This window comes from Kribbella sp. NPDC050459 (assembly GCF_040655315.1).
GTDB lineage: Bacteria > Actinomycetota > Actinomycetes > Propionibacteriales > Kribbellaceae > Kribbella.
On the sequence record NZ_JBFAJQ010000006.1, the window covers coordinates 339,140 to 363,972 of the forward strand.

General features: G+C 69.5%; 21 protein-coding genes and 1 riboswitch. Of the genes, 6 read left to right on the plus strand and 15 right to left on the minus strand.

What is annotated here, in order from left to right; all coding sequences use genetic code 11:
* From AB0I12_RS22595 to AB0I12_RS22610, 4 genes are all read right to left on the minus strand, one after another.
* Positions 1–717 (minus strand): SCO2322 family protein, encoded by a 717-nt coding sequence (locus AB0I12_RS22595; RefSeq protein WP_359932965.1) that lies wholly within the window; start codon positions 715–717, stop codon positions 1–3.
* 114 nt (positions 718–831) lie between these two features.
* A riboswitch (cobalamin riboswitch) is annotated at positions 832–912 on the minus strand.
* A 42-nt stretch (positions 913–954) separates the two neighbouring features.
* Positions 955–1,164: a hypothetical protein gene (locus tag AB0I12_RS22600; RefSeq protein ID WP_359932968.1), complete on the minus strand. Its 210-nt coding sequence runs from the start codon at positions 1,162–1,164 to the stop codon at positions 955–957.
* Entirely contained in the window at positions 1,161–2,171 is a 1,011-nt protein-coding gene (locus tag AB0I12_RS22605) for an aldo/keto reductase family protein (RefSeq protein ID WP_355688516.1), read from the minus strand. The genes AB0I12_RS22600 and AB0I12_RS22605 overlap by 4 nt, the downstream gene beginning before the upstream one ends.
* A gap of 24 nt (positions 2,172–2,195) precedes the next feature.
* Complete coding sequence (locus tag AB0I12_RS22610) at positions 2,196–2,783, minus strand: DUF3043 domain-containing protein (protein WP_359932971.1); 588 nt, start codon at positions 2,781–2,783, stop codon at positions 2,196–2,198.
* A gap of 167 nt (positions 2,784–2,950) precedes the next feature.
* On the opposite strand from AB0I12_RS22610, the gene AB0I12_RS22615 reads away from it, so the two are divergent.
* The 4 genes from AB0I12_RS22615 to AB0I12_RS22630 all read left to right on the plus strand — a co-directional run bounded on the left by AB0I12_RS22615 (position 2,951) and on the right by AB0I12_RS22630 (position 6,414).
* On the plus strand, positions 2,951–3,760 hold the full coding sequence (locus AB0I12_RS22615; RefSeq protein WP_355688512.1) for a PspA/IM30 family protein: 810 nt from the start codon (positions 2,951–2,953) through the stop codon (positions 3,758–3,760).
* Complete coding sequence (locus tag AB0I12_RS22620; protein WP_355484288.1) at positions 3,757–4,032, plus strand: hypothetical protein; 276 nt, start codon at positions 3,757–3,759, stop codon at positions 4,030–4,032. Before AB0I12_RS22615 ends, AB0I12_RS22620 begins: the two co-directional genes overlap by 4 nt.
* Positions 4,033–4,271: 239 nt before the next feature.
* Positions 4,272–5,798: a sugar transferase gene (locus AB0I12_RS22625; RefSeq protein WP_359932975.1), complete on the plus strand. Its 1,527-nt coding sequence runs from the start codon at positions 4,272–4,274 to the stop codon at positions 5,796–5,798.
* A 46-nt stretch (positions 5,799–5,844) separates the two neighbouring features.
* Entirely contained in the window at positions 5,845–6,414 is a 570-nt protein-coding gene (locus AB0I12_RS22630; RefSeq protein WP_359932978.1) for a sigma-70 family RNA polymerase sigma factor, read from the plus strand.
* A 42-nt stretch (positions 6,415–6,456) separates the two neighbouring features.
* Here AB0I12_RS22630 and AB0I12_RS22635 read toward each other — a convergent pair whose 3' ends face one another.
* The 11 genes from AB0I12_RS22635 to AB0I12_RS22685 form a co-directional block, all read right to left on the minus strand.
* On the minus strand, positions 6,457–6,813 hold the full coding sequence (locus tag AB0I12_RS22635; RefSeq protein ID WP_359932981.1) for a hypothetical protein: 357 nt from the start codon (positions 6,811–6,813) through the stop codon (positions 6,457–6,459).
* Between the two features lie 5 nt (positions 6,814–6,818).
* The gene (locus AB0I12_RS22640) at positions 6,819–8,393 is read right to left on the minus strand and encodes a right-handed parallel beta-helix repeat-containing protein (protein ID WP_359932984.1); all 1,575 of its coding nucleotides are present in this window, start codon (positions 8,391–8,393) and stop codon (positions 6,819–6,821) included.
* 11 nt (positions 8,394–8,404) lie between these two features.
* Positions 8,405–9,616, minus strand: coding sequence for a glycosyltransferase (locus AB0I12_RS22645; RefSeq protein ID WP_359932987.1), 1,212 nt, complete (start codon positions 9,614–9,616; stop codon positions 8,405–8,407).
* Entirely contained in the window at positions 9,613–10,848 is a 1,236-nt protein-coding gene (locus AB0I12_RS22650) for a hypothetical protein (RefSeq protein WP_359932990.1), read from the minus strand. The genes AB0I12_RS22645 and AB0I12_RS22650 overlap by 4 nt, the downstream gene beginning before the upstream one ends.
* On the minus strand, positions 10,845–12,476 hold the full coding sequence (locus tag AB0I12_RS22655) for a hypothetical protein (protein WP_359932993.1): 1,632 nt from the start codon (positions 12,474–12,476) through the stop codon (positions 10,845–10,847). The genes AB0I12_RS22650 and AB0I12_RS22655 overlap by 4 nt, the downstream gene beginning before the upstream one ends.
* Positions 12,473–13,690, minus strand: coding sequence for a Wzz/FepE/Etk N-terminal domain-containing protein (locus AB0I12_RS22660; protein ID WP_359932996.1), 1,218 nt, complete (start codon positions 13,688–13,690; stop codon positions 12,473–12,475). Before AB0I12_RS22660 ends, AB0I12_RS22655 begins: the two co-directional genes overlap by 4 nt.
* A 68-nt stretch (positions 13,691–13,758) precedes the next feature.
* Positions 13,759–15,684: an alginate lyase family protein gene (locus AB0I12_RS22665; RefSeq protein ID WP_359932999.1), complete on the minus strand. Its 1,926-nt coding sequence runs from the start codon at positions 15,682–15,684 to the stop codon at positions 13,759–13,761.
* Positions 15,681–17,840 carry a bi-domain-containing oxidoreductase gene (locus AB0I12_RS22670; RefSeq protein WP_359933002.1) on the minus strand — a complete coding sequence of 720 codons (2,160 nt, stop codon included), beginning with the start codon at positions 17,838–17,840 and terminating at the stop codon, positions 15,681–15,683. Before AB0I12_RS22670 ends, AB0I12_RS22665 begins: the two co-directional genes overlap by 4 nt.
* Positions 17,841–17,858: 18 nt before the next feature.
* Positions 17,859–19,778 (minus strand): asparagine synthase (glutamine-hydrolyzing), encoded by a 1,920-nt coding sequence (gene asnB, locus AB0I12_RS22675; protein WP_359933005.1) that lies wholly within the window; start codon positions 19,776–19,778, stop codon positions 17,859–17,861.
* 1 nt (position 19,779) lies between these two features.
* Positions 19,780–21,018, minus strand: a complete 1,239-nt coding sequence (locus AB0I12_RS22680; RefSeq protein WP_359933008.1) for a glycosyltransferase family 4 protein — start codon at positions 21,016–21,018, stop codon at positions 19,780–19,782.
* Positions 21,015–22,337, minus strand: a complete 1,323-nt coding sequence (locus AB0I12_RS22685) for a UDP-glucose/GDP-mannose dehydrogenase family protein (RefSeq protein WP_359933011.1) — start codon at positions 22,335–22,337, stop codon at positions 21,015–21,017. Before AB0I12_RS22685 ends, AB0I12_RS22680 begins: the two co-directional genes overlap by 4 nt.
* 186 nt (positions 22,338–22,523) lie before the next feature.
* On the opposite strand from AB0I12_RS22685, the gene AB0I12_RS22690 reads away from it, so the two are divergent.
* Together AB0I12_RS22690 and AB0I12_RS22695 are read left to right on the plus strand one after the other, a co-directional pair.
* Positions 22,524–23,588: an SDR family oxidoreductase gene (locus tag AB0I12_RS22690; protein ID WP_359933014.1), complete on the plus strand. Its 1,065-nt coding sequence runs from the start codon at positions 22,524–22,526 to the stop codon at positions 23,586–23,588.
* Positions 23,585–24,817, plus strand: a complete 1,233-nt coding sequence (locus tag AB0I12_RS22695) for a class I SAM-dependent methyltransferase (RefSeq protein ID WP_359933017.1) — start codon at positions 23,585–23,587, stop codon at positions 24,815–24,817. Before AB0I12_RS22690 ends, AB0I12_RS22695 begins: the two co-directional genes overlap by 4 nt.
* Positions 24,818–24,833 lie beyond the last annotated feature (16 nt).

Below are 24,833 nucleotides of genomic sequence, written 5' to 3' on the forward strand. Positions count from 1 at the left end.
TTACTTGGCCGCGGTACGGCGGCGGCTCAGGACGAGCCCGCCACCGGCCAGCAGGGCGACCACGACGATCGCGATGATGATGCCGGTCCACGGCGTGCCGCTGTCTTCTTCCGAAGAGGCGGCCGGGGACGGCTTGGCCGAGGACCCCACGCTTGCACCGAGCTGCAGCGTGACCGGGGCGTCGGTGGCCGGGACGTTGATGTTCTTCACCTGGTCGCCGCAGCCCTTGGCCGGGTAGCCGGCGACGCCGCAGGTCAAACCCTTCTCGATCCGGACAGGGCCGACCGCCGCGAGGATCTTCGCGCCGTTCGACGCCGGGTCGGTCACCACGCAGGTGCCGGTGGCCTGCCCAGGCGTCTCCCCGGCGGCCGCGTCCTCCGGCGTCCCGGGGTCGACGACCACCGCGACACGCTTCTTGCCGGCCTCGGCCGGGGTCTTCCCGCAGATCGCCTCGAAGTCGCCCGCGGCGCGCGGCACCCGGGGCTTGGCGCCGCCGAGCGCGAACCGCCAGCCTTCGACGGCCCCGTCGGCCGGGACGTAGGCGTCGGCGCCCTTCTGGGAGAAGGCCCACTGGCCACTCGTCCATTGGTAGTAGCCCCAGAACCGGTAGCCGTCCTCGGCCTGGGCGGTGGTAGCCGTGACGGTCGCGACGGTCCCCGCCAGCAGGAAACCCGCCAGCAGGCTGAGGACCAGTCGTACGGTCCGATGTGCAGTCATTGTCGTTCCTCGGTCGGGCCGCGGCCCGGTGGAGGAGGTCCCGCCTGCACCGGCAGGGTAGGGGCTCCACCCGCGGACCACGGCGGGTAGTCGAGCCTGACCGCCTGCGTCACAGTGTTCCGGCTCGCCACCCCGGCGCTGATGCGCTGCGGTGGCCTACGGTTGCGGGTCAGCGCCGGACTCGGACCGGCTTCCCTGTGACGCAGGCGTGTGGTTCGACCGAATCCTACTCTGCGGTCATTCGGCCGAGGACAGGCTCATCGGGCCGTAGACCTCGCGGCCGTCCTCCAGCAGGTACACCTGGCCGACGCCGCGGTCGGCCAGGTCGCGCCAGACCTCACCCAGCCAGCTCTCGGCGTCGCCCTGGGCGGAGAACTCCGCCCCGCCGACCTCGCCCGGGTCGACCAGCGCGCCGCTCGCGGTCTCGAACCGCCAGTTCCAGCTCACGAGTTCGGCCGCTTCTGCGGGGCGTTCTGCGCGGTCTTGGCCGGGTCCTTCTCGACGATGTGGCCGAGCACCTCGTCGATACCCTTCAGCAGGCCCTCGTCCAGCGTGACGCCGGCGGCCTTGACGTTCTCGGTGACCTGCTCCGGCCGGGACGCGCCGATGATGGCCGACGAGACGTTACTGTTCTGCAGCACCCACGCGATCGCGAGCTGGGACAGCGACAGCCCCGCCTGCTCGGCGAGCGGCTTCAGCTCCTGGACCCGGGTCAGGACGTCGTCGGTGAGGAACCGCTTGATGAAGTTCGAGCCGTTGGCGTCGGTCGCCCGGGACCCCTCCGGCGGCTGCTGCCCGGGCAGGTACTTGCCGGTGAGCACGCCCTGCGCGATCGGCGAGAAGACCACCTGGCCGATGCCGAGCTCCTCCGATGCCGGCACCACCTCGGCCTCGATCACCCGCCAGAGCATGCTGTACTGCGGCTGGTTCGAGACGAACGGGATGCGCAGCTCGCGGGCGAGCCGGTGGCCCTCCTGGAGCTGCTCCGCGGTCCACTCCGACACGCCGATGTAGAGCGCCTTGCCCTGCCGGACGACGTCGGCGAACGCCTCCATCGTCTCCTCGAGCGGCGTCTCGGTGTCGAACCGGTGCGCCTGGTAGAGGTCGACGTAGTCGGTGCCGAGCCGCCGCAGCGAGCCGTTGATCGACTCGTGGATGTGCTTGCGGGACAGGCCGGTGTCGTTCGGTCCGCCGGGACCGGTCGGCCAGTACACCTTGGTGAAGATCTCCAGCGACTCGCGGCGCTCGCCGGCCAGCGCCTCGCCGAGCACCGACTCGGCCTTGGTGTTGGCGTAGGTGTCGGCGGTGTCGAACGTCGTGATGCCGGCGTCCAGGGCGGCCCGCACACAGGCCTTCGCCTGCTCGTTCTCCACCTGTGAGCCGTGCGTCAGCCAGTTGCCGTACGAGATCTCGCTGACCTTGAGACCACTGTTGCCCAGATAGCGGAAGTCCATACCCCAGACCCTACTTCGCCCCGGTCAGCTCGGCTTCTCGCCGCGCTTCACCATCGGCTTGGGCAGCCGCCAGCGGCGCATCTGCATGGTCCGCCGGACGGCGTAGAACCCGAGGCCCTTGGTGGACTCCTTCGGGAACTTGATCCGCACCTGCTTCTTCAGGCCCGAGGTGAGCAGGAACCAGTCCGCCGCGATCAGCAGGATCATGAACAGGAACAACAGGTTCACCATCCCGGCCAGCCACGGGAACTGCGGCGAGAACACCACGCCGATCAGCGACACCACCAGCAGCACCGGCAGCGCGAACTCCATCACCGAATAGCGGGCGTCGACGTAGTCCCGGGCGAACCGCCGGACCGGGCCCTTGTCGGCGGCCGGCAGGTACCGGTCGTCGCCGGTCTGCATGGCCGACTGCATCTTGGCGCGCTCGGTCCGCACCTTGTCCCGCCGGATCGCCGAGGCCTCCTTGCGGTTGCGCGGCTTCTTGAAGGCAGCCTTGCGGGCCGCCTCCGCCTCCTTGCGGCTCGGCGTCGGACGGCCCTTGCCGCCCGGCTTGCCCTGGGGTTCGGCGGGTACGGTGGTAGCTGTCTCAGACTTGGTACGACGGAACACGGGGTCAGAACCTCATTCGCAGGGCAAGGTCGCGACTCGGGGTGGTCCCCGGACCTTCCCACTACTTTATCCGGGCCCGTCCTGATGGTGTCGTGACCCGGTGGGACATAGGGTGGAAGGCACGCACGCCGGGTCGTCAGTCCGGCACAGAAGGGGTACGGATATCGATGAGCATCTTCAAGCGGATGTCGACGATCTTCAAGGCCAAGGCGAACTCCGCCCTGGACAAGGCCGAGGATCCTCGCGAAACCCTTGACTACTCGTATCAGAAGCAGCTCGAGCTGCTGCAGAAGGTGCGGCGTGGCGTGGCCGACGTGGCCACCAGCCGGAAGCGGGTGGAGCTGCAGGCGTCACAGCTGCAGTCCCAGTCGGCCAAGCTGCAGGAGCAGGCGCAGAAGGCGCTCTCGATGGGCCGCGAGGACCTGGCCCGCGAGGCCCTGACCCGCAAGTCCGGGCTGCAGGGGCAGATCGACGACCTGCAGACGCAGCACGCCCAGCTGCAGGGCGAGGAGGAGAAGCTGACGCTCGCCTCCCAGCGGCTGCAGGCCAAGGTCGAGTCCTTCCGGACCCGCAAGGAGACCATCAAGGCCACCTACACCGCGGCCGAGGCGCAGACCCGGATCAACGAGGCCTTCTCCGGCATCTCCGAGGAGATGAGCGATGTCGGCCTCGCGGTGCAGCGCGCCGAGGACCGCACGCAGCAGATGCAGGCCCGGGCCGGTGCGATCGACGAGCTGCTCGCCTCCGGCGCGCTCGACGACGCCACCGGGACCAACAAGGACAACATCACGCTCGAGCTCGAGCGGATGTCGTCCGGCTCCGACGTCGAGAACGAGCTGGCCGCCATGAAGGCCCAGCTGTCCGGCGGCAGCAGCACGCCCAAGGAGCTCTCCGGTGAGGCGCAGCAGTCCGCCCCCCAGACCGCCCAGCAGCCGGCAGCCGAGCCGGCGCGACCTCAGGACGGAGATGTTCGGTGATCGTTCGGATCATGGGTGAAGGCCAGTGGCGACTGGCCGACGAGAAGCTCGATGCGCTCAACGCGGTCGACGGCGACCTGGAGAAGGCCGTGTCGTCCGGCGACGAGACGACGTACCAGGCCGCGTTCGCGGCGCTGCTGGACTTCGTCCGCTCCGGTGAGAAGGTGCCGGACGACGAGCTGCACGACTCCGACGCCATCCTGCCCCCGTCGGACAGCTCGCTGGCCGAGATGCGTGAGCTGATCAGCGGCGACGGTCTGATCGCCGGCTGACGCAACACCCCCTGATCAGTGCCCCGACCCGGCGATTGATCACTTCAAGTAGTCACCAGAGACCCCTGGGAACCCGGAAATTGGGAACCCGGGGGTCTCTGCTGTCAGTGCTTCTTATGTTCGCGTCCACGTAGTATTCTCTGGTTCACGCCGTTGTGGGGGCGGCGTTTGGACGAGGTCCGTGACGGGGTGTGGGTTGGTCACGGGTTTCGGTTTTCACCTGTGGGGGGTGACTGTGCGTGACTGATTTTGTCATGTCCGAGGGGTTGGCCGAACCGGCTGACCTACGGCCGGCGCCGTCGGGGGAGCGTCGCCGGCCGGTCTGGGTGGTACCGGACGAGGTTCCGGCGGTCGTGCCGCGCGCGGCACGGTTCACCGAGGCGCGCTGGGTCGCGAAGTACCGGTGGGCGGCGCTCACCGGCGACCTGGGGGCCGCGCTGTTCGGTGTCTCGCTGGCCCTGGTGGTCCGGTTCGGGGCCCAGATCAACCTCGGCTATGTGCTGCTCGGCGCCGTGCTGCCGATCGCCTGGCTGGTCTGTGTGGCCCTGGAGCGGGGTTATGAGACCCGCTACTTCGGCACCGGGCCGGAGGAGTTCCGTTCGATCATCCGGGCCGCCGTCGCGCTGACCGCGGTGGTCGCGGTCACGTCGTACGCGACGAAGAGCCAGGTCGCGCGCGGCTTCGTCGTGCTGGCGGTGCCGATGACCTGTTTCGCGGCGATGTTCGCCCGCTGGGTGCTGCACCGGCAGATCTCCAAGCGGCGGTTCGTCGGCCGGTGCATGCGCAAGGTGCTCGTTGTCGGGCGCAACGACCAGGTGATGACGCTGCGCCGGCACCTGGAGGAGCGCAAGACCGACGGGTACGTCGTGGTGGCGAGTTGCCTGCCCCGCGGCGACGCCTTCGAGGAGCCCGAGCCGGAGCGCCTGGGCCGCGGCGAGATGGACATCCTCAAGGCGGTCGACGAGTGGGACGTCGAGGTGGTCGCCGTGGCGGCCGACCCGGAGCTGTCCGGGCACTCGCTGCGCAAGCTGTCCTGGGCGCTCGAGCAGCGCGGCGTGGAGTTGATCGTCTCGCCGGGCATCGTCGAGGTGGCCGGTCCGCGGATCTCGATCCGGCCGGTCGCCGGGCTGTCGCTGCTGCACCTGGAGCGGCCGTCGGTGAGCGGTGGGCCGCACGTCCTGAAGAACGTCTTCGACCGGGTGGTCGGCTGCTTCCTGCTGCTCGCGGTGGCGCCGCTGCTGCTGGTCACCGCGGTGCTGGTGAAGCTCACCAGCCGCGGTCCGGTGCTGTTCCGGCAGACCCGGGTGGGACGCGGCGGCGAGCAGTTCCAGATGCTGAAGTTCCGCACGATGGTGATCGACGCCGAGGAACGCAAGGCGGAACTGCATGCGCTGAACCAAGGCAACGGGGTCCTGTTCAAGCTCCGCGACGACCCGCGGGTGACCAGGATCGGCCGGTACCTGCGACGGTTCTCGATCGACGAGCTGCCGCAGCTGGTGAACGTGCTCCGGGGGGACATGTCACTGGTCGGCCCGCGCCCGCCGCTGCCCGCCGAGGTCGCGCAGTACGCGATCGACGACGCGCGGCGGATGCTCGTCAAGCCGGGCCTGACCGGCCTGTGGCAGGTGAGCGGACGCAGTGACCTGACGTGGGAGGAGTCGATGCGACTCGACCTGCGGTACGCCGACAACTGGTCGATCGCACTCGACCTGCTGATCCTGTGGAAAACCGCTCGCGCCGTGCTGGGGAGCGACGGCGCCTACTGAGCACCGACCGGTGCCGAGCGGTGTTTTGTTCCCGAGGGGGGAATCCGTGACTGCAGTACTGGAAAGGTCGGCCGTCGCCCGGTCCGACGCCGCGACCCTGGTGATCAGGGCCGCCGAGGGGGACCAGGGCGCGTGGAGTCAACTGGTCGATCACTATGCGCGGCTCGTCTGGGCCGTGACCCGCAGCTTCCGGTTGAGCGACAGCGACGCCGCTGACGTCTCGCAGATGGTGTGGCTGCGGTTGCTCGAACACATCAACCGGGTCGACCCCGAGCGGGTCGGCGCCTGGCTGGTCGTCACCACGCGCCGGGAATGCCTGCGGGTGCTGGCGTTCCGCAAGCGGGTGCTGCTGACCTACGAGGCGACCGCGTTCGACGACGTGGCCGGCGACCAGCCCGAACCGGACGCCGAGCTGCTCGCCGGCGAGCGCGCCGACGACGTCCGCCGGGCGCTCGAGAGCCTGCCGGACCGCTGGCAGCAACTGCTCGGCATGCTGATGGCCGACCCGCCGGCGCCGTACGCCGAGATCTCCGCGACGATCGGCATCCCGATCGGCAGCATCGGCCCGATCCGGGGCCGGTGCCTGGAGAAGCTCAGACTGCTGCTTGCCTCCTGAAGCAGCACCGGACCGGTCCGGACCGACCGGGATCATGCCGTCTCACAGCATGATCCACGCGGTCCGGACCGGTCTTTGGTTGCCGCCCGGCCAGCGCAGCAGGAAGCTCACCAGCTGGGTGTCCCCGGGCCCGTCGCCGCCGCGGGCCTCGACCACGACCGGACCGGTCGGCAACACCCGCAGCTCCACGGTCTCGGCGGCCCGTTCGACGTCCAGCGTCACGCCGTGCCCGGCGAAACGCAGCCGCCGTACGCCGACCTCGCCGGGTGTGTCCACGAGACTGTCGAAGACCAGGTCGAGCACGTCGAGATCCCGCTCGTGCCGTCCGAACGCGGCGTACCCGACCGACCGGAGCAGCGCGATCTGCTCGCCGGCGACTCGCTCCGGAGGCCCGATCATCGCCCTCAGCGCTCCCCGGTCACCTTGATCACGCTGTCCTGGTCCTGTCCGTACGGCGCGCCCTGCCAGGCCGCCCAGTTCACCGAGTTGCCCTGCTCGTGGACCATGAACTTCCACGGCCCGCTGTAGGTGTTGGAGAAGAACCGGTTGCCCTGGTGGAAGGTGATCGCGTCCTCGACGACCCGGGCCTTGTACGGCGACCAGTCCGGGAACGTGCCCCAGTTGGCGAAGATGCCGTTGTAACCACAGCCGCTGCGGGACGCGCAGCTGTCGCCGAGCTTGTCCGGGTTCAAGGTGAACACGTTGTCGTGGACGCGGACGTTCTGGGTCTTCCAGCGGCAGTCGCCGAGGTACGGCTGGTTCTTGATGTTCGCGGCATTGCAGGTCTCGTTGGTGACCACGGTGGGGTTCACCAACGTGCCGGAGCCGGTGCTGGTGTTGGCGGCCGATCCGGCGAACCGGTCGGCGTTCTCCCACAGGATCACGCCGGCCCAGTTGTCGGTGAACACGTTGCCGCTCACCTCGAAGGTCTGGTTGAACATCCCCGGCACCCGCCTGTCGGCGCCGGACTCGGACAGGTACAGCGCCGGCGCCGGGAAGCCGTCGTTGTCCGGTCCCTTGCCGAGACCGTTGCGCAGGAACGTGTTGGCCCGGATCGCGGCGTTGTAGCTGGTCTCGAAGATCATGCCCTCGGCGACGTTGTCGGCGATGTAGTTGCCCTCGACCGCGAACGCGGAGTTGTTGGTGTCGGCCCACATCCCGGGCCCGTTGTTGTCGTGCAGCCAGTTGCCGCGCACGATCGCGCCCGCCACCGACCAGAACTTGCCGCCGCCGGTGCAGCCGCAGCCGGGCCGCAGGGTCTCCCAGTTGTCGGTGTTGTTGGCGGTGATCTCGTTGCGCTCGATGACGATGCCGGCCACGCGCTGCGGGTGGTAGGCGTTGAAGCCGTACTGGCCGTTGTTCCGCAGGCAGTTGCCACGGACGACGTTCTTGCTGCCGATCATCAGGCCGGCGCCGGCGTTCTTCTGGATCGTGTTCGCCTGGATCACCCAGCCGGAGCCGGAGTCGTGGTTGACGACGCCCTCGTCGTTGTTGCCGCGCGCGGACCCGAAGTTCTGGATGGTCAGGTTGCTGATCACGACCCGCTCGGCGGAGCCGGTGAACGCGTACTTGTTGCGGTTCGCCCCGTCCAGGATCGCGCCGGGCGCGCCGATGTAGCGGTTGCCGTCCTTCGGGATCACCTGGACGAAGGCGCCGTTGCTCAACCGGTGCCGCCCCGGCGCGAGCCAGAACGTCGTACCGGCCGGGTGCGCGGCGGTGAGGGTCTGCAGGTTCTGTTTGGTGCTCACCACGACGGCGCCGGCGGGCGGGGCGGCCGGGCCGGCCAGGGCCTTGGCGTTGCCGCAGATCCTGGCCGGGGGAGCGGTGGGCGCGGTGGCGGGTACGACGGCGGGGGTGGAGGCGGACCGGGGTTCGTCAGGGTTCCGCGAGGGGGAGCCGTCGGCGACCAGTGCGGCCACGGACAGCACACCGACGAGCAGTGCGGCACCGCCGGCGAGGAGGTTGCGGCGCTTGGCCATGAGCGATCCTTCTACTTACCGTGCTGGTCGGCGTGGACGGGGTTCGCCACGGCAAAGCGGTACACGTCCAGGAGTTGCGTGAGGTTGCGGTGCGGGTCGTGCTTGGCCTCGTACGTCGTGCGCGCCCCCCGGCCGAGCTCGACGTACCTGTCGGGGGCGGTGTCGACGTCGAGGAGCAGCTTCGCGAGCTCGTCCGGACGCCCCGGGTCGAACAACGCGCCGTCGGTCCCGTCGGTGACGAGCTCCGGGAACGAGCCGTGGGAGGCGGCGAGCAGCGGTACGCCGACCGCCATCGCCTCCACGACCACGAGCCCGAACGTCTCTTCCCACTCCGACGGCAGCACGACCGCGCGGGATTCGCGGATCAGCGCGAAGACCTCGGGCTTGGTCATCAGACCGCGCAGTTCGACCGAGGGCCGCTCGGCCGCCCACGCGGTGACCTCGTCGAGCATCGGGCCGCCGCCGGCGATCACCAGCCGCAGCGCGTCGTCGCCGGCGATCTCGCGGTACGCGTCCCAGCCCTTCATGAGCAGTGGCGCGCCCTTGGCCGCGTCCAGCCGCCCGACGTACGTGACCTGGCGCCGGGGCGTCGCCGCGAGCGGACCGTCGTACGGGACGTAGTTGTAGCGGACGAAGCTGCGGTCCGGGTCGAAGTCCATGCCGGCCAGCAGCCTGCGCTGCGACTCCGACACGAACAGGTACGCCGAAACGAGGTTGCGCCACGTCCGCCGATGGGACCTGGTGTTGAGGACCGTGGTCGCGGTGGCGAGCTTGGAGCCGCGGTAGCAGCTGTGCTTGACGGCCGGGATCGGACTGCCGCCGGCACAGTCGTGGCAGACCGCGCCGTCGCGGTAGAAGTCACCGCTCGCACATAGCAGCTTGTAGTTGTGCAGTGTGATGACCACGGGCACCTTGGCGTCGCGGCAGGCATACAGTACCGACGGGCTGAGCACCGGGAACGTGTTGTGGACGTGTACGACGTCCGGCCGGAACTGACGCAGCGTCTCGGCCAGGTCGCGTTTGCTGGCCGGGTTCCACACCACCCGGGCAGGCAGGGTGGCCTTCTTCCAGGCCGGCCAGTCCTCGATCTCGTCGCTGTGCCGTTCGAAGACACGCACTTCGTGACCCAGCTCCGCGAGGGCTTCGTGCTCCTGGTCGACGACCCGGTTCTCACCGCTCGGAGCGGTCGACCGGTACCTGTTGTGCACCAGCAGGATCTTCATCGCACACCCTCCTGCTCCGGCGGTCGTGAGTACACCAAGGTCGCTGCCAGCGTGAGCTCGAGCAGGTACGGCGACGCCTCGCTCAGACCGGTCTCGGTGAACGACGCCACCACGCAGTACGCGACCAGGAAGAGTGCGAGCGCCCGTCGTGGGCCCTGCGGCGTGAACCACGCGCTGATGAAGACGAACAGCACCATCGCGATACAGAACGCCATACCGAGCAGGCCGACGTCGTAATAGGTACCGAGCCAGTTGCTGTCGATGGGCAGGCCGTTGAACGACTTGTTGGACAGTCCGAAGCCGAACAGTGTCTGCCACGTCGACCGCGGCTGCGCGATGATCGAGTCCCATACCGCGCGCCGTCCGGTCAGCGCGGCGACCTGGTCCGCGTCCTGGCCACGGGCCAGCCACGTGGTGACCACCGAACCCAGCGACAGCGCACCGACGGAGAAGACACCGATCGCGATCGCGAACGACTTACGGACCCGGGAGCGGTACGTGAACAGGCTCAGCCCCGCGACCACCGCGCCCGCGAGCAAGGCGACCAAGGCTGTCCGCGTGTGGGTCAGCAGCAGGATCGGCACGCAGACGACCACACTGGCCAGGGCGACGTAGCGTTTGAGCAGTCCGGCCATCCACAGCACCGCGGTCAGCCCGATCGCCATGGCCGAGTAGTGACCCGCCTGAGTCGGCGGGATCGGCCACAGGATGCCGGCCAGCCGCTCGTCGGCCATCGCGGTCCCGGGTGCCACCAGCAGACCGACCGCGACGGAGCCGACGATGCACCACAGGACCATGAGATGCGTCCGCACCAGCAGCAGGTCCTTGCGGGTCCACCACGGCGACAGCATCCACAGCACCGCGACGAACAGGAACAGCCGCGCGGACCGGTACATCGCACCGAGCAGGAACTCGGCGCGGAGGCTGGAGATGACCGCCTCGCTCACCAGGAGCGTGGCGAGGAAGATGTAGACGCTGGGCCGGACCCGGGCCGGCCGGTTGACGGTGAGGATCAGCAGCGCGCCGAGGAGCAGCGAGCCCTGGGCGATCAGCTTCCCGATCGGGCCGGGGATCGGCAGGATGAGCCGCGAGTCCGGGAAGAACGTCAGCACGTTCAGCACGAGCATCGCCCAGACCAGCTGGACCCGGCGCCGCCGGCGGCGTTCGGGCGCGACCGGCCGGAAGCCCGGTTTGGGCCCCAGCCGGCTCCGGATCGTGGCGACGGCGGTCATCGCGCGAACATCTCGAGGTCGACGGTCGTGGTGGACGCCTCCGCGTCCGTGACGCCGACGCCCTCGTCGGTGCGGTCGGCGTGAAGCACGACCGCGGTGTCGATCTCCAGCCCGGCCAGCCGCAGCATCTCGCCGGTCGCCCGGACCTTGGCCGCACTGGACCGGCCGGCGGTCACCACGACCGCGGCCCGGGAGGCCCAGCCGGCGAGGTGATCGGCGCCGATCGCCGGCGACAGAACGGCCAGGGTCAGGACCAGGTCGGCGACGTCCCAGGCCGCGTCGAGCTGGACGTCACCCGAACCGCTCGGCCGGTTGTTCTCGCCGAGCCGCAGGTAGCAGCCGTCGGCCGGCAGACCCTCCGGGTCCGGCAGGTAGACGTCGATCCGCCGGCCGGCGTCGCTGAACCGCGACTCCCGCGTCCCGACCTCGTTCACCCCGAGCTTGCGGGCGAGCGCACCGGTACCCGTCAGGTCGGCGACCAGCACGTGCTTACCCTCGTCGGCGAGCGCGACCGCCAGCGACGCGACGGCCAGCGCACAGGCGGGTACGTCGTCGACACTGACCACCGCGAGCGCGGGGGTCGGCCGCTTCGACCAGATGATGCGCTGGCCGAGGTGCTGCGACAGCAGCCGGATCTCCGGATGCCGCGACTGCGACGACCGCAGCACGCGGCGGAGCGGCAGCCACGAGCGCGGCGGACGGCCCGTGCTGAGCCGCACGCGGGCGCCGAGCGCGTTCGAGATGTCCTGCCGCTTCCACAACCGGTCCGAGATCAGCGCCCGGATGATGACGAAGCCGAGCCCGACGAACAGGCCCGCGATCAGGCCGGTCCCGGCCTTGAGCGCCAGCGCCCGCTTCGCCGACACGATCACCGGCGAGGGCTCGTCGAGCATCCGGCTGGCATTCATCTTCGACGCCCGGACGTTCTGGTCCAGCAGCTGCTGCTGGACAAAACGGTACTTGTCCGCGGCGGCGTTCAGCTTGGCCATCTCCGGGCTGTTCGGGTTGTCCGGATCGTTGGGGTTGTCGCCCGCGGCAACCACTGCCTGCCGGGCCAGCGCCACCTCGTTCGACGCCGCGGTCAGGTCCTTCTTCAGCGGGGCCTCGTCCAGACCGAGCTGCTCGCGGCGGAAGATCAGGTAGGTCTGGCCGACCGTCGTGGCCAGCTTGGTGGCCTGCTCGTCGGTCGTCGCCGACGCCTTGATCTCCAGCACCCGGTCGGTGAGCTTGGTCGCGGAGTACTCGGCGAGCAGGTCGTCCGGCTTCTGGGGCAGCTGCAGCAGCGCGATCACCCGCTCGGCCACGGTCCGGCTGGTGGCCAGGCTGATCTCGGTCGCCATCGCCTTGACCGGGTCGTCGCCCTCGCGGGTGGTGATCAGCATCCGGGCCGACGCCTGGTGCGGGGCCGGGAACGCGAAGTACGTCGCCAGGCCGCCGGCGAAGCCGAGGATCGCCAGCGCCAGCCAGATCCGGGCATGCCGGACCACGGCGTCGCGCAGGAACCGCACTGTGACCAGACTGTCCGGCGGGTACGCCGCCGAGCGGTCGTCGGCGAACAGCCTGTCGTTGTCGTCCATCCAGCCGGTGCTGATGCCGTTCTGCGACTCGGAGAACTGCTGGTTCGTCATCGGGTCCGCCTTGCCGTGCCGGTGAGAAGCGTGGGTAGCCGCGAACCGGTGCGGCGTTGCGCCTGCGCGACCCGGCCGATGGTGCGGTCGAACGGATCGGGATCGGTGACCACGAGGCCGTCGATGGCACGGTCGTCGGCGACCGTGGCGACGGCCAGCCGGGCCAGTTCCTCGGCGGTCACGGTGCCCGCCGAGAGCGCGATGATCGTGCGGGTGGTCCGCTCGGTGCCGTCCAGGTGCGGTGCTTCGCGGTCGACCAGGACCAGGTGGATCTCCAGCGCGACCTCACCGGACGGCTTGTCGTGGTGCTGGTCGATCACCAGCGAGCTGGAGATCCCGACAGTGCCGGCGAACGCGGCCAGCTGCGGACCGAGCGGGCGGGCCTTGTCGTCGTCCGCGAACGAGATCACGGTCAGCGAGACCTGCTGCCCGCCCTTCACGTCGAGTGCGAGGTTGTGCAGCACCTTGCGCAGTGCCCACGCGTCGACCGCGGTCGGCGTGTAGTGCTCGAGCAGGTTCGCCCAGTCGGACGGATCGGTCGCCCGGTACGACGACACGGAGGCGAGCACCGGAAGGCCGACGGCGTCGGAGATCTCGTCCCGCAGCCGGAGCCGGCGGTCGCCACGCTCCCGGGCCAGCACGATGACGGCTCCGGCGATCGCGCCGAGCAGTGCGCCCAGGCCGCCGTAGATACCGGTGTGGACGATCATGCTGCCGCCGTGCGCGTTGACCGCCTCTTCCAGGATCCGGGCACCGGTGCGCTTGCCGAGGTCGCCGGGCAGCTTCTGGTCGGTCGTGATGAACACCAGGTAGACCTGTGCGACCGCGTTGGCCAGCCCGGTCGCCTGCTTGGCCGACGGACCCTTCGCGTCGATCCGGATAACGTCCTCGGTGACGGCGGTCGCCTTGACGCGGGCCCGGGTGGCCTCGGTCGACAGCGTCGGCGTGACGTTCTGGCCGGCGCTCAGCAGTACTGGTCCGCTCTCGGCGATGTAGACCTGCGTGTCGATGCTCTGCGCCCCCGTGGCCGAGCCGGCGGCGGACGCCGGCGGCGGCGGGAGCACGATCAGTGCCGAGGCGTTGTACATCGGCGGCTGCAGGAAGGCGTAGCCGATCCCGCCCAGCAGGCCGACAGCGGCCGCGGCGGCCACCAGCAGGCGGCTGCGCCTGATGGCCCGCCACGATTTCTTCACGTCCAGCTGCTGTGCGCTCACAGGCCCCCTCCAAGCGAACGTCCATCGGTACGGAGTAATAGAGGGGCGGACCGCGGCGCTGATACACCTCAGGTGCGGAAGCGGAAGATGGTGGTTGCGGGCGAGTCGGGGTTCGAGGTGCCGGTGCCGATCAGAGTGGTGCTCGGGACCTTGTGGCCGAAGCGCGGTGAGTACCAGCCCAGCAACGGGTTGTCGTCGCCGCGGTGCGCTGTCCAGGTCAGCCCGGCCGGCAGTTCGACGACCGCTGAGCCCGTGGACCACGTCAGTTGTCCGGTCGGCTCGTCGAAATCGACTTCCGGCCCCAGGTGCCATGCGATCCGTACGTCGGCGGGCGCGTCGAGGTGGTCCTGCACGCGCAGCACGCCCTGCTCCAGTACGGCGGTACGCCGGTGCGTCACGGGCGCGTAGCCGTCGTGCTCGGCCTCCCAGGCGTTCCCGTCGTACCGACGGAGTACGCCGGTCGCGCCGCGCAGCCAGAGGAACGGGCCGCCCCAGGTGGACTGCTCGGTGCCGGCTACCTCGACAGTGTTGTGGGCGATGGTGGAGCGGAAGTAGTCCCGCCACTCCGGCTCGCCGTGGTAGCAGTACGTGCCGGGGTCGGCGAGGACGTCGACGCCGTCGACGCGCACCTCGAGGGAGAGGGCGTCGGAGTGGGCGTGCGCGGCGATGGAGAGGAAGCCATGCGGACCGGTATCCGCGCGGCACCAGATCTCCGGACCAGTATCCAGGCTGCGCAGAATGACCAGGCCGGCGTCGCGGAAGCAGTCCGGTCGCTCTGCAGGGCGGTTCTGCTGCTTCTTGCTGATCAGCGAGCCGACGATGACGGACGTCGCCGTGGGCTCGCTGTCGGGCCACCAGGGTGCCCTGCCGACCACTGCAGCACTCAGCGAGAGGTAGGCCGACCAGTTGCTGGCATCTGGTGGGTCGAGGACCAGGACCATGCCCTCGTCGTCGTCACCTTGGCGTGGCGGGCGCAGGGTCGTGTCGACGATTGCTGCGGCCACATCGACCGTGCGGGTCAGCAGCGCCCACGTCTGCGCGCTGAGCGGGTGTCCGGAGGCTTCTGCTTCCACCGCGGCGTACAGACCGAGCTCCGACACGAAACGGTGGTAGTCGGTGGCCAGCTCGCGGTTCACACCGGAGGGGAACGTGTTGGCGTCGAGTTCCTTCTCCAGCAGGGCTGCCGCGTCCGTGCGCCAGCGGTCGCTCTTGCTGAACCAGGGAAACGCACAGGCGCCGACGAGCTGTCCGGCCGCCTCGGCGATCACATGGTTGTTCGCCGACGAGCCATGGCTGCGGAACGCGGCGAGGTAGCGCTGGTGCCAGTAGATCTGCTGCAGCGCCAGCTCGTTGTGCTCGAACAGGTCGGTGACCTCGGACCAGTCGTTCAGCAGCCGGCGGACCCACGTCCAGCTGATCAGCCGCAGGCCGATCTCGATACCGCTTGCCCAGTGCACGCCGGACAGGAACGGGTTGGAGCGCCACCAGTCGTTCAGGTGGTCGGCGACGCGTTCGGCGTACCGGTCGTCATGGGTCAGGTACCAGGCGGCGGCCAGCTGGGTCAGGTGATGGTGGCGGGACAGCTCCCACACCTGCTTGATGTTGCCGACCGCCTGCTCGTTGCGGTGGTTCAGCTTGAAGACGTACTGCGCCGGGTCGGACCGGCGGCCCGTGGTCGGGTCGCGGAACCAGTCCGGTGCGCGCAGATCCGTGCGGTCGACACCGAGGACCTCGAGGTTCCCGGCCAGGATCGCGTCGGCCTGGGCGATCACCGCCTTGCGGGCGTCCTCCGGTACGTCGGTGCGCGACGGGACCGTCGCGCCGAACGTGAGGTGCTTGCGGAGCGGGAGGTTCAGGTTTCCGTCCTGCCCGGGCCTGACCTGCTGGTAGGCCCAGGCAGAACGGCGTCCGGCATCGCGGGTGCGCCAGATGAGTTCGGTGGGGGACATCCGGCGGAGGCGGCGGACGTACCAGCCCAAGGGCTGGCGGCTCACAGTTTTTCCGGCCGGCCGCTGGCCAGGCTGCGGTCGACGGCGATCGTCGCGCGGGTGGTGGCGACCAGGGCGTCGAACGGGATGGGCATCGGGCCGCCGGACTTCACCGCGGCGACGAAGCGCTCGAGCTCGATCCGCTGGCCCTTGTCGGTACTGCGGGACTTGCGGGTGGACGGTTTGCGCCCGGTCCACACCGACGCGCTCTGGAAGTTGTCGAACCGGGCGTTGCGGCCGCCGCCGGTGATGTCGATGGTCTCCTTCGGGAAGCGCGCGGTGCCGCCGCCGACGTAGCTGATCGTGGCGACCGAGCCGTTCGCGAACCGGAGCGTGACGACGACGTCGCCGGCGTCCGGGCCGGGGACGGCGTACACCTCGGTCGGGAGGCTGTTCAGCCACCAGGTCAGGGTGTCGACGAAGTGCCCGCCTTCGCCCGCGAACCGGCTGCCTTCCTTGCCGGCGTCGAGGTACCAGCTGGTGGAGTCGAGCTTGCCGGCGTTCACCAAATAGCGGAGCGAGAACGCGCCGCCGGGGTCACCGAAACGGTCCTTGAGGTCGGTGAGCAGCGGGGCGAACCGGCGGTTGAAGCCGACCATCAGGCGGTCGTTGCCGGTGGCATCCACTGTGGCGACGATCCGGTCGAGCTCCTCGTCGGTGAGCGCGAGCGGCTTCTCGACGAAGACTGCTTTGCCGGTTTCCAGGGCGCGGCAGGCCAGGTCGGCGTGGGAGCTGTGGCGGGTCACCACGAAGACGGCGTCGAGGCTCTCGTCCGACAGTACTTCGTTGGCGTCGGTGGAGAGCGCTTCGAAGCCGAACCTCCGCTGGGCGTTGGCGGCGGACAGGGATTTGTTGGTGGCTACTCGGGCCAAGACGGCGTGCTCGTTCTTCTGCAGGTGCGGCAGGAGCATGCTCGATGCGTAGTTTCCGGCGCCCACGAATCCGATGCGTACGGCGCCGGCGGAGGGCGCGACACTCCTGGAATTGGTGGTCGCGGCGGTTCCCGGGTGGCTGTCGGTCGCCAGATCTTCCTTTGGGTACTCGAAGAGGAAACCCACGCCTGGGTACCCGCCTGTGCTCAGTTTTGAGTAGACGTCCGTGGCGTCCGCGATCGGGAAGGTGTTGGCGATCAGGGACGCCACGTCGATCTGTTCGCGGGCGATCAGGTCGACGAAGCACTCGAGGTTGCGGCGTTCGGTCCAGCGGACGTAGCCGGCCGGGTAGTCGATGCCCTGCAGCTCGTAGCGGTCGTCGTACCGGCCCGGGCCGTACGAGCGGGAGAACCGGACGTCCAGCTCCTTGTCGTAGTACGCGTTCCACGGCAGGTCCAGCTTGGTCTTGCCGATGTCGACGACGCGGGCGCGATCGCGGGCCAGGCGCGCCGCGGTCTCCACCGGGCCGTTCGAGTGACCGCCGGCGGCCAGCAGGATGTGGTCGGCGCCCAGGCCGTTCGAGGCCTCCAGCAGAGCGCGCTCGAGCGACGCCACTCCCGCCTCGTCGGGCGACGAGCAGTGCAACGCCCCGGCCTTCTCCGCCATCCGGCAGCGGTCCGCGACCGTGTCGATGCCGAACACCCGCACCCCGGCCGCGACCAGCAGCCGTACGACGAGCTGCCCGACGAGCCCGAGCCCGATCACCACCGCCGTGTCACCGAGCTGTACCTCGGCCTGCCGCACGCCCTGCATCGCGATCGCGCCGACGGTCGAGAACGCGGCCTGCTCGGGCGGCACCCCGTCCGGCACCGGCACGCAGAGGTTCACCGGCACCCAGTTGTACTCCGCGTGCAGCGCGTACTCGTTCCCCGCCGCCGCGACCAGCTGGCCGACGCTGAACTCCTCGGCGCCGGCGCCCACCTCGACCACGACACCGCACAGCGAGTACCCGAGCGGCGTGTACGAGTCGAGCTTGTTCATGACCTTCTTGTAGGTGCTCATCACACCTTGCTGCGCAACGGTGTCCAGCACCTTGCGGACCTGGTCCGGCCGGGCCTTCGCCTTGCCGACCAGCGACAGCTTCGCCTCGCCGACCTTCATCAGCTCGGTCCCGGTGGAGATCAGCGAGTACAGCGAACGGACCAGCACCCCGCCCGGCGCACAGCCCGGCGGCGGTACGTCGAGAACCGCCAGCTCACCGGACTTGTAGTTCTGCGCAACCTGCTTCATATCCGTCCTTCGCGAAAGTCAGAGGGAGGTGATCGTGACGCCGAGGGACCGCATGTTCCGGGTCCAGGTCTCCAGCGTCAGCAACTGCCAGATCTGCTTGGAGTAGTCCTCGCGCCCGGCCCGCTCGTCGTCGACCAGCTTCTGTACGGCGGCCTGCCGCAAGAACCCGCTCCCGACCAGCTCCCCGCGCAGCAGCACGTCGTCCACCAGTTCGCGCAGGTCGTTCCGCACCCACGCCCGCAGCGGCGCGCTGAACGACGCCTTCGGCCGGTAGATGATCTCCTTCGGCAACCAGTCTTCGGCCGCCTTCTTCAGCGCCAGCTTGCCGACCCGGCGGTGGATCTTCTCGGCGCCCGGGATCGAGAACGCCGCACGCGCCACGACCGGGTCCACGAACGGCGTCCGCACCTCGGTCGACGCCGCCATGCTGGCCCGGTCCGTGTAGGCCAGGTTCAGCCCCGGCAGGAACAGCCGCGAGTCCGCGAGGCACATCCGGTTCACGTGGTCGTCGAGCGTGGTGTCGTGGTAGATGTCGCTGTGCTCGGCGAGCAGCTTCCCGACGTACGGCTCGAGGTCCGGGCTGAGCAGGCCGGCCAGCTGGTCGCCGTCGTACATGGTGTAGCTGCGGCGGAACGCGGTCTCCTCGGGCAGGTTCGCGAAGGTCTCGAACCGTTTCGCCCAGCGTGCGTAGCGCAGTCCGCGCCCGTTCACGGTCACCGGGAGGCGGCGTACCGCCGGCCCGACCAGACCGTTGCGCAGAGCGCGGGGCAGTCGTTGGTACTGCGCTCCCATCACGCACGCGAGGTGCTTGCGGTAGCCACCGAACAACTCGTCGGCGCCCATCCCGGACAGCAGCACCTTCACGCCCGCGTCCCGCGCGGTGTCGCACATCAGCAGCGTGTTGATCGCCGCCGGGTCGCCGATCGGCTCGTCGAGGATGTCGACGATCCGCGGCAGCAGGTCGACGACGTCGGGCGCGATCTCGATCTCGTGCAGGTCGATCCCGAACTGCTGCGCCAGCTTGCGCGCGTAGACCGCGTCGTCCGGCATCGCCTCGAGTTTCTGGTCCTGCGCGCGGAACGTGATCGTGTACGAGTCGACGCCGGGGTCCATCCGCTTCGCCAGCACCGTGACCAGGCTGGAGTCCAGGCCGCCGCTCAGGAACGTCGACACCGGCACGTCGGCCACCAGGTGCGCGGCCACGGACTCCTCGATGACCTGGCGCAGGTCGGCCCGCGGACCGGCCGCGGCCTCGGTCGCGACCTCGGTCACCCGCCAGTACGTCGCCTCCCGGCTGCTGCCGTCCGGCCGGAACTCCGCCCACGAGCCGGGCGGCAGCTTCTCCACACCGTCGATCGCGCAGCGCTGCTCGGGCAGCCAGTAGTAGAGCATCGACGCGATCAGCGCGCCCGGCTCGGTGCGCAGCTCGGAGCCGACGGCGGTGACCAGGGCCTTCAGCTCGGACGCGAAGATCACGCCGCCCTGGCGACGCAGGAAGTACAGCGGCTTGATGCCGAGCGGGTCGCGGGCCAGGAACAGGCTGCCGCTGTCCTCGTCCAGCATCGCGAACGCGAACATGCCCCGGAAACGCCTGAGCGCGTCCGGGCCCCAGCGGCGCCACGCCTCCAGCACGACCTCGGTGTCGCCGTGGGTGCGGAAGTGCACGCCGGCCTTCGAGAGTTCGGCGCGCAGTTCCTGGTAGTTGTAGAGCTCGCCGTTGTAGCAGATCGTCAGGCCCTGCTTGCTGAACGGCTGGTCCGCGGCCGAGGACAGGTCGATGATCGACAGCCGGCGGTGCGCCAGGTGGGCGTTCACATCGGTCTGTTCGAACCGGTAGATCTGGTGTGCGTCCGGCCCGCGATGCGCGATCCGGTCGCTCATCGCTGCCGCGAGCGCGAAGCCGTCGCGCTGCTGGTAGCAGCCGGCGATGCCGCACACCTCAGGACCCCGCGGCGTTCTTGATGCCGGTGACGTCGGCGAGCCGGCTGACGTGTCCGGTGAGCTGGTCGTACACCCCGAGGTACGCCTTCTGCTGGTGCCGCCACGCGAGCACCCGCTCGACCCGTTCGCGGCCGAGTTTCGCCATCCGGCGGCGGCGGACCTGGTCGTCGAGCAGTTCGACGATCGCGTCGCCGTACTGCGCCACGTCGTTCGGCTCGACGTACACCGCGGCGTCCGCGGCGGAGACCTTGGTCTCGACCAGGTCGAAGGCGACGACCGGGAGCTCGAACGCCATGTACTCCATGGTCTTGTTCATCGTCGACACGTCGTTGAGCGGGTTCTTCGGGTCCGGCGACAGGCCGAGGTCCGCGGTCGACATCACCGCGCGCACGGTCTCGTCCGGCACCCGTCCGGTGAACTCGACGTGCTCGGCGAGCCCGAGCTCGTCGCGCAGCGCGACCACGTCGTCGAACGAGTCGCCGCCGCCCATCAGCGTGAACGCGACGTCGGTGCGGCCGAGCGTGTTGACGATGTGGTCCGCGGCCCGGACGACGATGTCGACGCCGTCCTGCGGGCCCATCACGCCGATGTAGGTGACCAGGTGGCGGTGACCGCGGCGCAGCGACTCGTCCGCTGCGCCGCGGAGCAGTTTGTCCGGGTCCGGCCCGGTGCGGACCACGGTCACGTCGTGGTTCGCCTTGCCGCTGCGGGTGATCGCGATCCGCCGGTACGAGTCGTTCGTCGAGATCACGTGGTCGGCCCGGCGGTGCGTGGTCCGCTCGAGGAACCGCAGGCCCTTGTACGGCAGGCTCGACGTACCGCCGAACCGGGACTGGAACAGCTCCGGGCACAGGTCGTGGTGGTCGAAGACGAACTTGGTCCCGTCGAGCCGGCGCAGCAGCATCGCGATCGGCCAGAAGATGTCCGGCGGGTTGCACGCCTGCAGCACGTCGAACCGCCCGGCCTTGCGGGCCCGGAAGACCAGGCGCAGCGTCAGCAGGAACGAATACGCGTACTCCCAGACGAAGCTGATCTTGCTGCCGCCCGGCGCGTACGCCTTGTACTTGTGCGCGGTCACACCGTCGATGACGTCGTACGACGGATCGCCCGGCCCCTTCGGGCAGACGACCGTGACGTCGTACCCGGCCGCCACCAGCGCCTGGCACTCCAGCCAGACGCGGCGGTCGAACGGCACCCAGAGGTTCTGGATGATGATCAGCACGCGCGGACGGCTCACCAGCCCACTCCTTCGTATCCGTGCAGTGCCTCGACATCGGCGCCGAGCCGGCCGCTCAGGTCGATGATGCGGGGCGGTGGCGCCGCGAGCAGCGCGTTGATCGCGCCGGTGTCGGTGGCCGAGACGATCGCCAGGTCGGCGCCGCTGAGCGCGGCGTTCGGGTCGTCGGTGAGCACACGTTGCAGATGCGGCAGTTTGCTGCGGACGTGGCGCAGGTTCGCTCCGACCAGGCGGGTCGGGTTCACGATTGCGTCATAGATCCGCAGGTTGTAGCCCTTGCCGATCAGCCGTTCGGCGAGCTCGACGTTCGGGCTCTCGCGCAGGTCGTCGGTGGCGTGCTTGAAGCTCAGGCCGAGCAGCGCGATCTCGCGGCCGGGCCCGGCGATCACCCGGTCGACGACGTCGCGGACGCTGCGTTCGTTGGTGGCGAGCGCGCCGGCCAGCAGCGGCAGCTCGGTGTCGTGGGTGCGCGCCAGGTGCAGCACCGAGCGCAGGTCCTTCGGCAGGCACGAGCCGCCGAACGCGAAACCGGGCTTCAGGTAGTACGGCGAGATGTTCAGGCTGGTGTCCTGCACGAAGATCTTCATCACCTCGCGCGAGTCGACGCCGAAGTGCCGGAAGATCCGGCCCATCTCGTTGGCGAACGAGACCTTGGTGGCGTGGAACGCGTTGCAGGCGTACTTGAGCGCCTCCGCGGTCCGCACGTCGACGACCTGCACCTCGGCGCCGAGGAACGCGAACAGGTCGGTCAGAGCGGCACCGGCCTTCGGGCTGCGGGTGCCGACCACGACGAACGGCGGCTCGTAGAAGTCCGCCAGGCCGGATCCTTCGCGCAGGAACTCCGGGCACATCGCCGTACCGAAGGTGAGCCCCTCCGGCGGCGGTACGTCGGCGAGCACCTTGGCGACCACCTCGTCGACGGTGCCCGGCGGCACCGTGCTGCGGACGACGATGGTGTGGAAACCGGACTCCGGCCGGACCACGACCTGCGCGGCCTCGGCGATGTCGCGGACCGCGCGCTTGATGTAGGTGAGGTCGGTGCTGCCCGCCTGCGTGGACGGGGTGCCGACACAGATCAGCGAGACGTCGGCGCCGTCGAGCGCCGGCCGGGGATCGGTGGTGGCGTGCAGCCGTCCCGAGGTGGCGCCGGCCGCGACCAGCTCGTCGAGTCCCGGTTCGACGACCGGGCTGTGTCCCTGGGTGATCGGGTCGACCTTCGCCGTGTCGACGTCCACCCCCCAGACGTCGTGACCGGCGGCGGCCAGACAAGCCGCGGTCACCGACCCCACGTACCCCAAGCCGAAAACGGCCACCTTCATAACGCCCCCCACAGGCTCACGACGCGGCTTCGCCCACGTCCCCACAGCGCCCATGAGAGCGACCGCGACGCCGTCCTGATACATACCGGCCGAAGAAAATCGCCGGAAGAAATTTGCCTGTATCAACGGGCGGTCCCGGTGATCTGTATTGGTCGACAGACCAGTGCTGGGGTGAGGGGACGACGGATGAGGGTTCTGGTCAGCGGGGACCGGGGTTACATCGGAGCGGTGATGGTGCCGTTCCTGCGAGCCGCCGGGCATCAGGTGGACGGGCTGGACACCGGCCTCTACGAGGGCTGCGACCTCTTGGGCGGGCCGGAGCCGATCGGCGGCCGCGCACCACGGGACATGCGGGACGTGACGGCGGAGGAGCTGGCGGGGTACGACGCGGTGGTGTGTCTGGCCGCGCTGTCGAACGACCCGCTCGGCCACCTGAACCGCGACGCCACGTACTCGGTCAACCTCGAAGGGACACTGAACCTCGCCCGCGCGGCGAAGGACGCCGGTGTCGGACGATTCCTGTTCGCGTCCTCGTGCAGCCTGTACGGCGCCGCGGGCTCGGAGGCGGTCGCCGAGGACGCCGAGATGTTCCCGGTCACGCCGTACGGCGAGACGAAGGCGCTCGCGGAGCAGGAGCTGGCCAAGCTTGCCGACGACTCGTTCAGCCCGACGTACCTGCGGAACGCGACGGCGTACGGCGCTTCGACGCGGCTGCGGCTCGACATCGTCGTCAACAATCTGACCGCGATCGCGCTGACGTCGGGCCAGGTCCGGCTGGAGAGCGACGGCACCCCGTGGCGGCCGCTCGTGCACATCGAGGACATCAGCCGGGCGTTCGCCACCGTGCTCGAGGCGCCGCGGGAGACGATCCACGACGAGGCCTTCAACGTCGGCCGGTCCGAGGACGTGGTGCAGGTCCGCGACATCGCCGAGATGGTCCGCGAGGCCGTGCCGGGGTCGACGCTGTCGATCGCCGACGGCGCCGGACCGGACCTGCGCAACTACAAGGTCGACTTCAGCAAGCTCAACGAGACGTTCCCGGACCTGAAGCTCGCCTGGACGGTCCGCACGGGCGTCGACGAGCTGTACGACGCCTACCAGCGGCACGGTCTCACGCTCGACGACTTCAACTCGGCCCAGTTCGTCCGGCTGCGCCGCATCCAGCAGCTGCTCGGTGCGGGCCTGGTCGACGACCAGTTGCGCCGGCAGACCGACGAACCGTTCCCGGGACCGAAGGAGATGGCGTCATGACGGACGCGCTCGCGTGCCGCCTGTGCGGCCAGGGATTGACTCGGACTTTCGTAGACCTAGGCATGTCACCGCCGTGCGAGAGCTACCTGCGCGCCGACCAGCTGGACAGCGGTGAGACGTTCTACCCGCTGCACGTGCGGATCTGCGACAACTGCCTGCTCGTGCAGCTCCCGGCGTACGTCGCGGCCGACGACGTCTTCAGCGACTACCTCTACTTCTCGTCGTACTCGACCAGCTGGGTCGAGCACGCGCGCCGGTTCGTCGTCGACATGCAGGAGCGGCTCGGCCTGGACGGGAACAGCCTGATCGTCGAGGCCGCCAGCAACGACGGTTACCTGCTGCAGCACGCCGTCGCGCTCGGTATCCCGGTGCTCGGCATCGAGCCGGCCGCGAACATCGCGAAGGTCGCCAACGAGAAGGGCATCCGCACCGAGAGCTACTTCCTCGGCGAGACCACCGGCCAGGACGCCGCCGCGCGGCACGGGCGGGCGGACCTGGTCGTCGGCAACAACGTGTTCGCGCATGTCCCGGACATCGTCGACTTCGCGAAGGGCCTGCGGGCGCTGGTGAAGGACGACGGTCTGGTGTCGCTGGAGTTCCCGCACCTGCTCCGGCTGATCGAGAACCGCCAGTACGACACGATCTACCACGAGCACTACCAGTACCTGACCCTCAAGACCGCCTCCGCGGCGCTCGCCGCGGCCGGTCTGAAGGTGGTCGACGTCCAGGAACTGGCCAGCCACGGCGGCTCGCTGCGGGTGTTCAGCACCCCGGTCGAGACCGCGGGCGAACCGTCCGACCTCGTCGTCAAGGTGCTGATGGACGAGGAAGAGGCCGGCCTGCACACGGTCGAGGGGCACCTGGGCTTCGCCGCCGAGGTCTTCACGATCAAGTCCGACCTGCTCGAGTTCCTGATCCAGGCGCAGCGCGACGGCAAGTTCGTCGCCGGCTACGGCGCGCCCGGCAAGGGCAACACGCTGCTCAACCACTGCGGCATCCGCGAGGACCTGCTGCCGTACACGGTGGACCGCAGCCCGCACAAGCACGGGATGTACCTGCCCGGCACGCACATCCCGATCTTCGCCCCGGAGCGCCTGGCCGAGACGCGCCCCGACTACATCGTGATCCTGCCGTGGAACCTGCGCACGGAGATCGTCCACCAGCTCGGCTACGCACGGGAGTGGGGCGCGAAGTTCGTCGTCCCGATCCCGCGCCTCACTGTGCTCTGAATCGTCTTTGGGCTCT

What these genes read in the sequence shown, in the direction of transcription:
- AB0I12_RS22635 (WP_359932981.1), bottom strand. Translation starts at nt 6,813, where the DNA reads ATGATCGGGCCTCCGGAGCGAGTCGCCGGCGAGCAGATCGCGCTGCTC.
- AB0I12_RS22690 (WP_359933014.1), top strand. Translation starts at nt 22,524, where the DNA reads ATGAGGGTTCTGGTCAGCGGGGACCGGGGTTACATCGGAGCGGTGATG.
- AB0I12_RS22605 (WP_355688516.1), bottom strand. Translation starts at nt 2,171, where the DNA reads ATGGACTTCCGCTATCTGGGCAACAGTGGTCTCAAGGTCAGCGAGATC.
- AB0I12_RS22640 (WP_359932984.1), bottom strand. Translation starts at nt 8,393, where the DNA reads ATGGCCAAGCGCCGCAACCTCCTCGCCGGCGGTGCCGCACTGCTCGTC.
- AB0I12_RS22685 (WP_359933011.1), bottom strand. Translation starts at nt 22,337, where the DNA reads ATGAAGGTGGCCGTTTTCGGCTTGGGGTACGTGGGGTCGGTGACCGCG.
- AB0I12_RS22695 (WP_359933017.1), top strand. Translation starts at nt 23,585, where the DNA reads ATGACGGACGCGCTCGCGTGCCGCCTGTGCGGCCAGGGATTGACTCGG.
- AB0I12_RS22670 (WP_359933002.1), bottom strand. Translation starts at nt 17,840, where the DNA reads ATGAAGCAGGTTGCGCAGAACTACAAGTCCGGTGAGCTGGCGGTTCTC.
- AB0I12_RS22615 (WP_355688512.1), top strand. Translation starts at nt 2,951, where the DNA reads ATGAGCATCTTCAAGCGGATGTCGACGATCTTCAAGGCCAAGGCGAAC.
- AB0I12_RS22650 (WP_359932990.1), bottom strand. Translation starts at nt 10,848, where the DNA reads ATGACCGCCGTCGCCACGATCCGGAGCCGGCTGGGGCCCAAACCGGGC.
- AB0I12_RS22645 (WP_359932987.1), bottom strand. Translation starts at nt 9,616, where the DNA reads ATGAAGATCCTGCTGGTGCACAACAGGTACCGGTCGACCGCTCCGAGC.
- AB0I12_RS22655 (WP_359932993.1), bottom strand. Translation starts at nt 12,476, where the DNA reads ATGACGAACCAGCAGTTCTCCGAGTCGCAGAACGGCATCAGCACCGGC.
- AB0I12_RS22595 (WP_359932965.1), bottom strand. Translation starts at nt 717, where the DNA reads ATGACTGCACATCGGACCGTACGACTGGTCCTCAGCCTGCTGGCGGGT.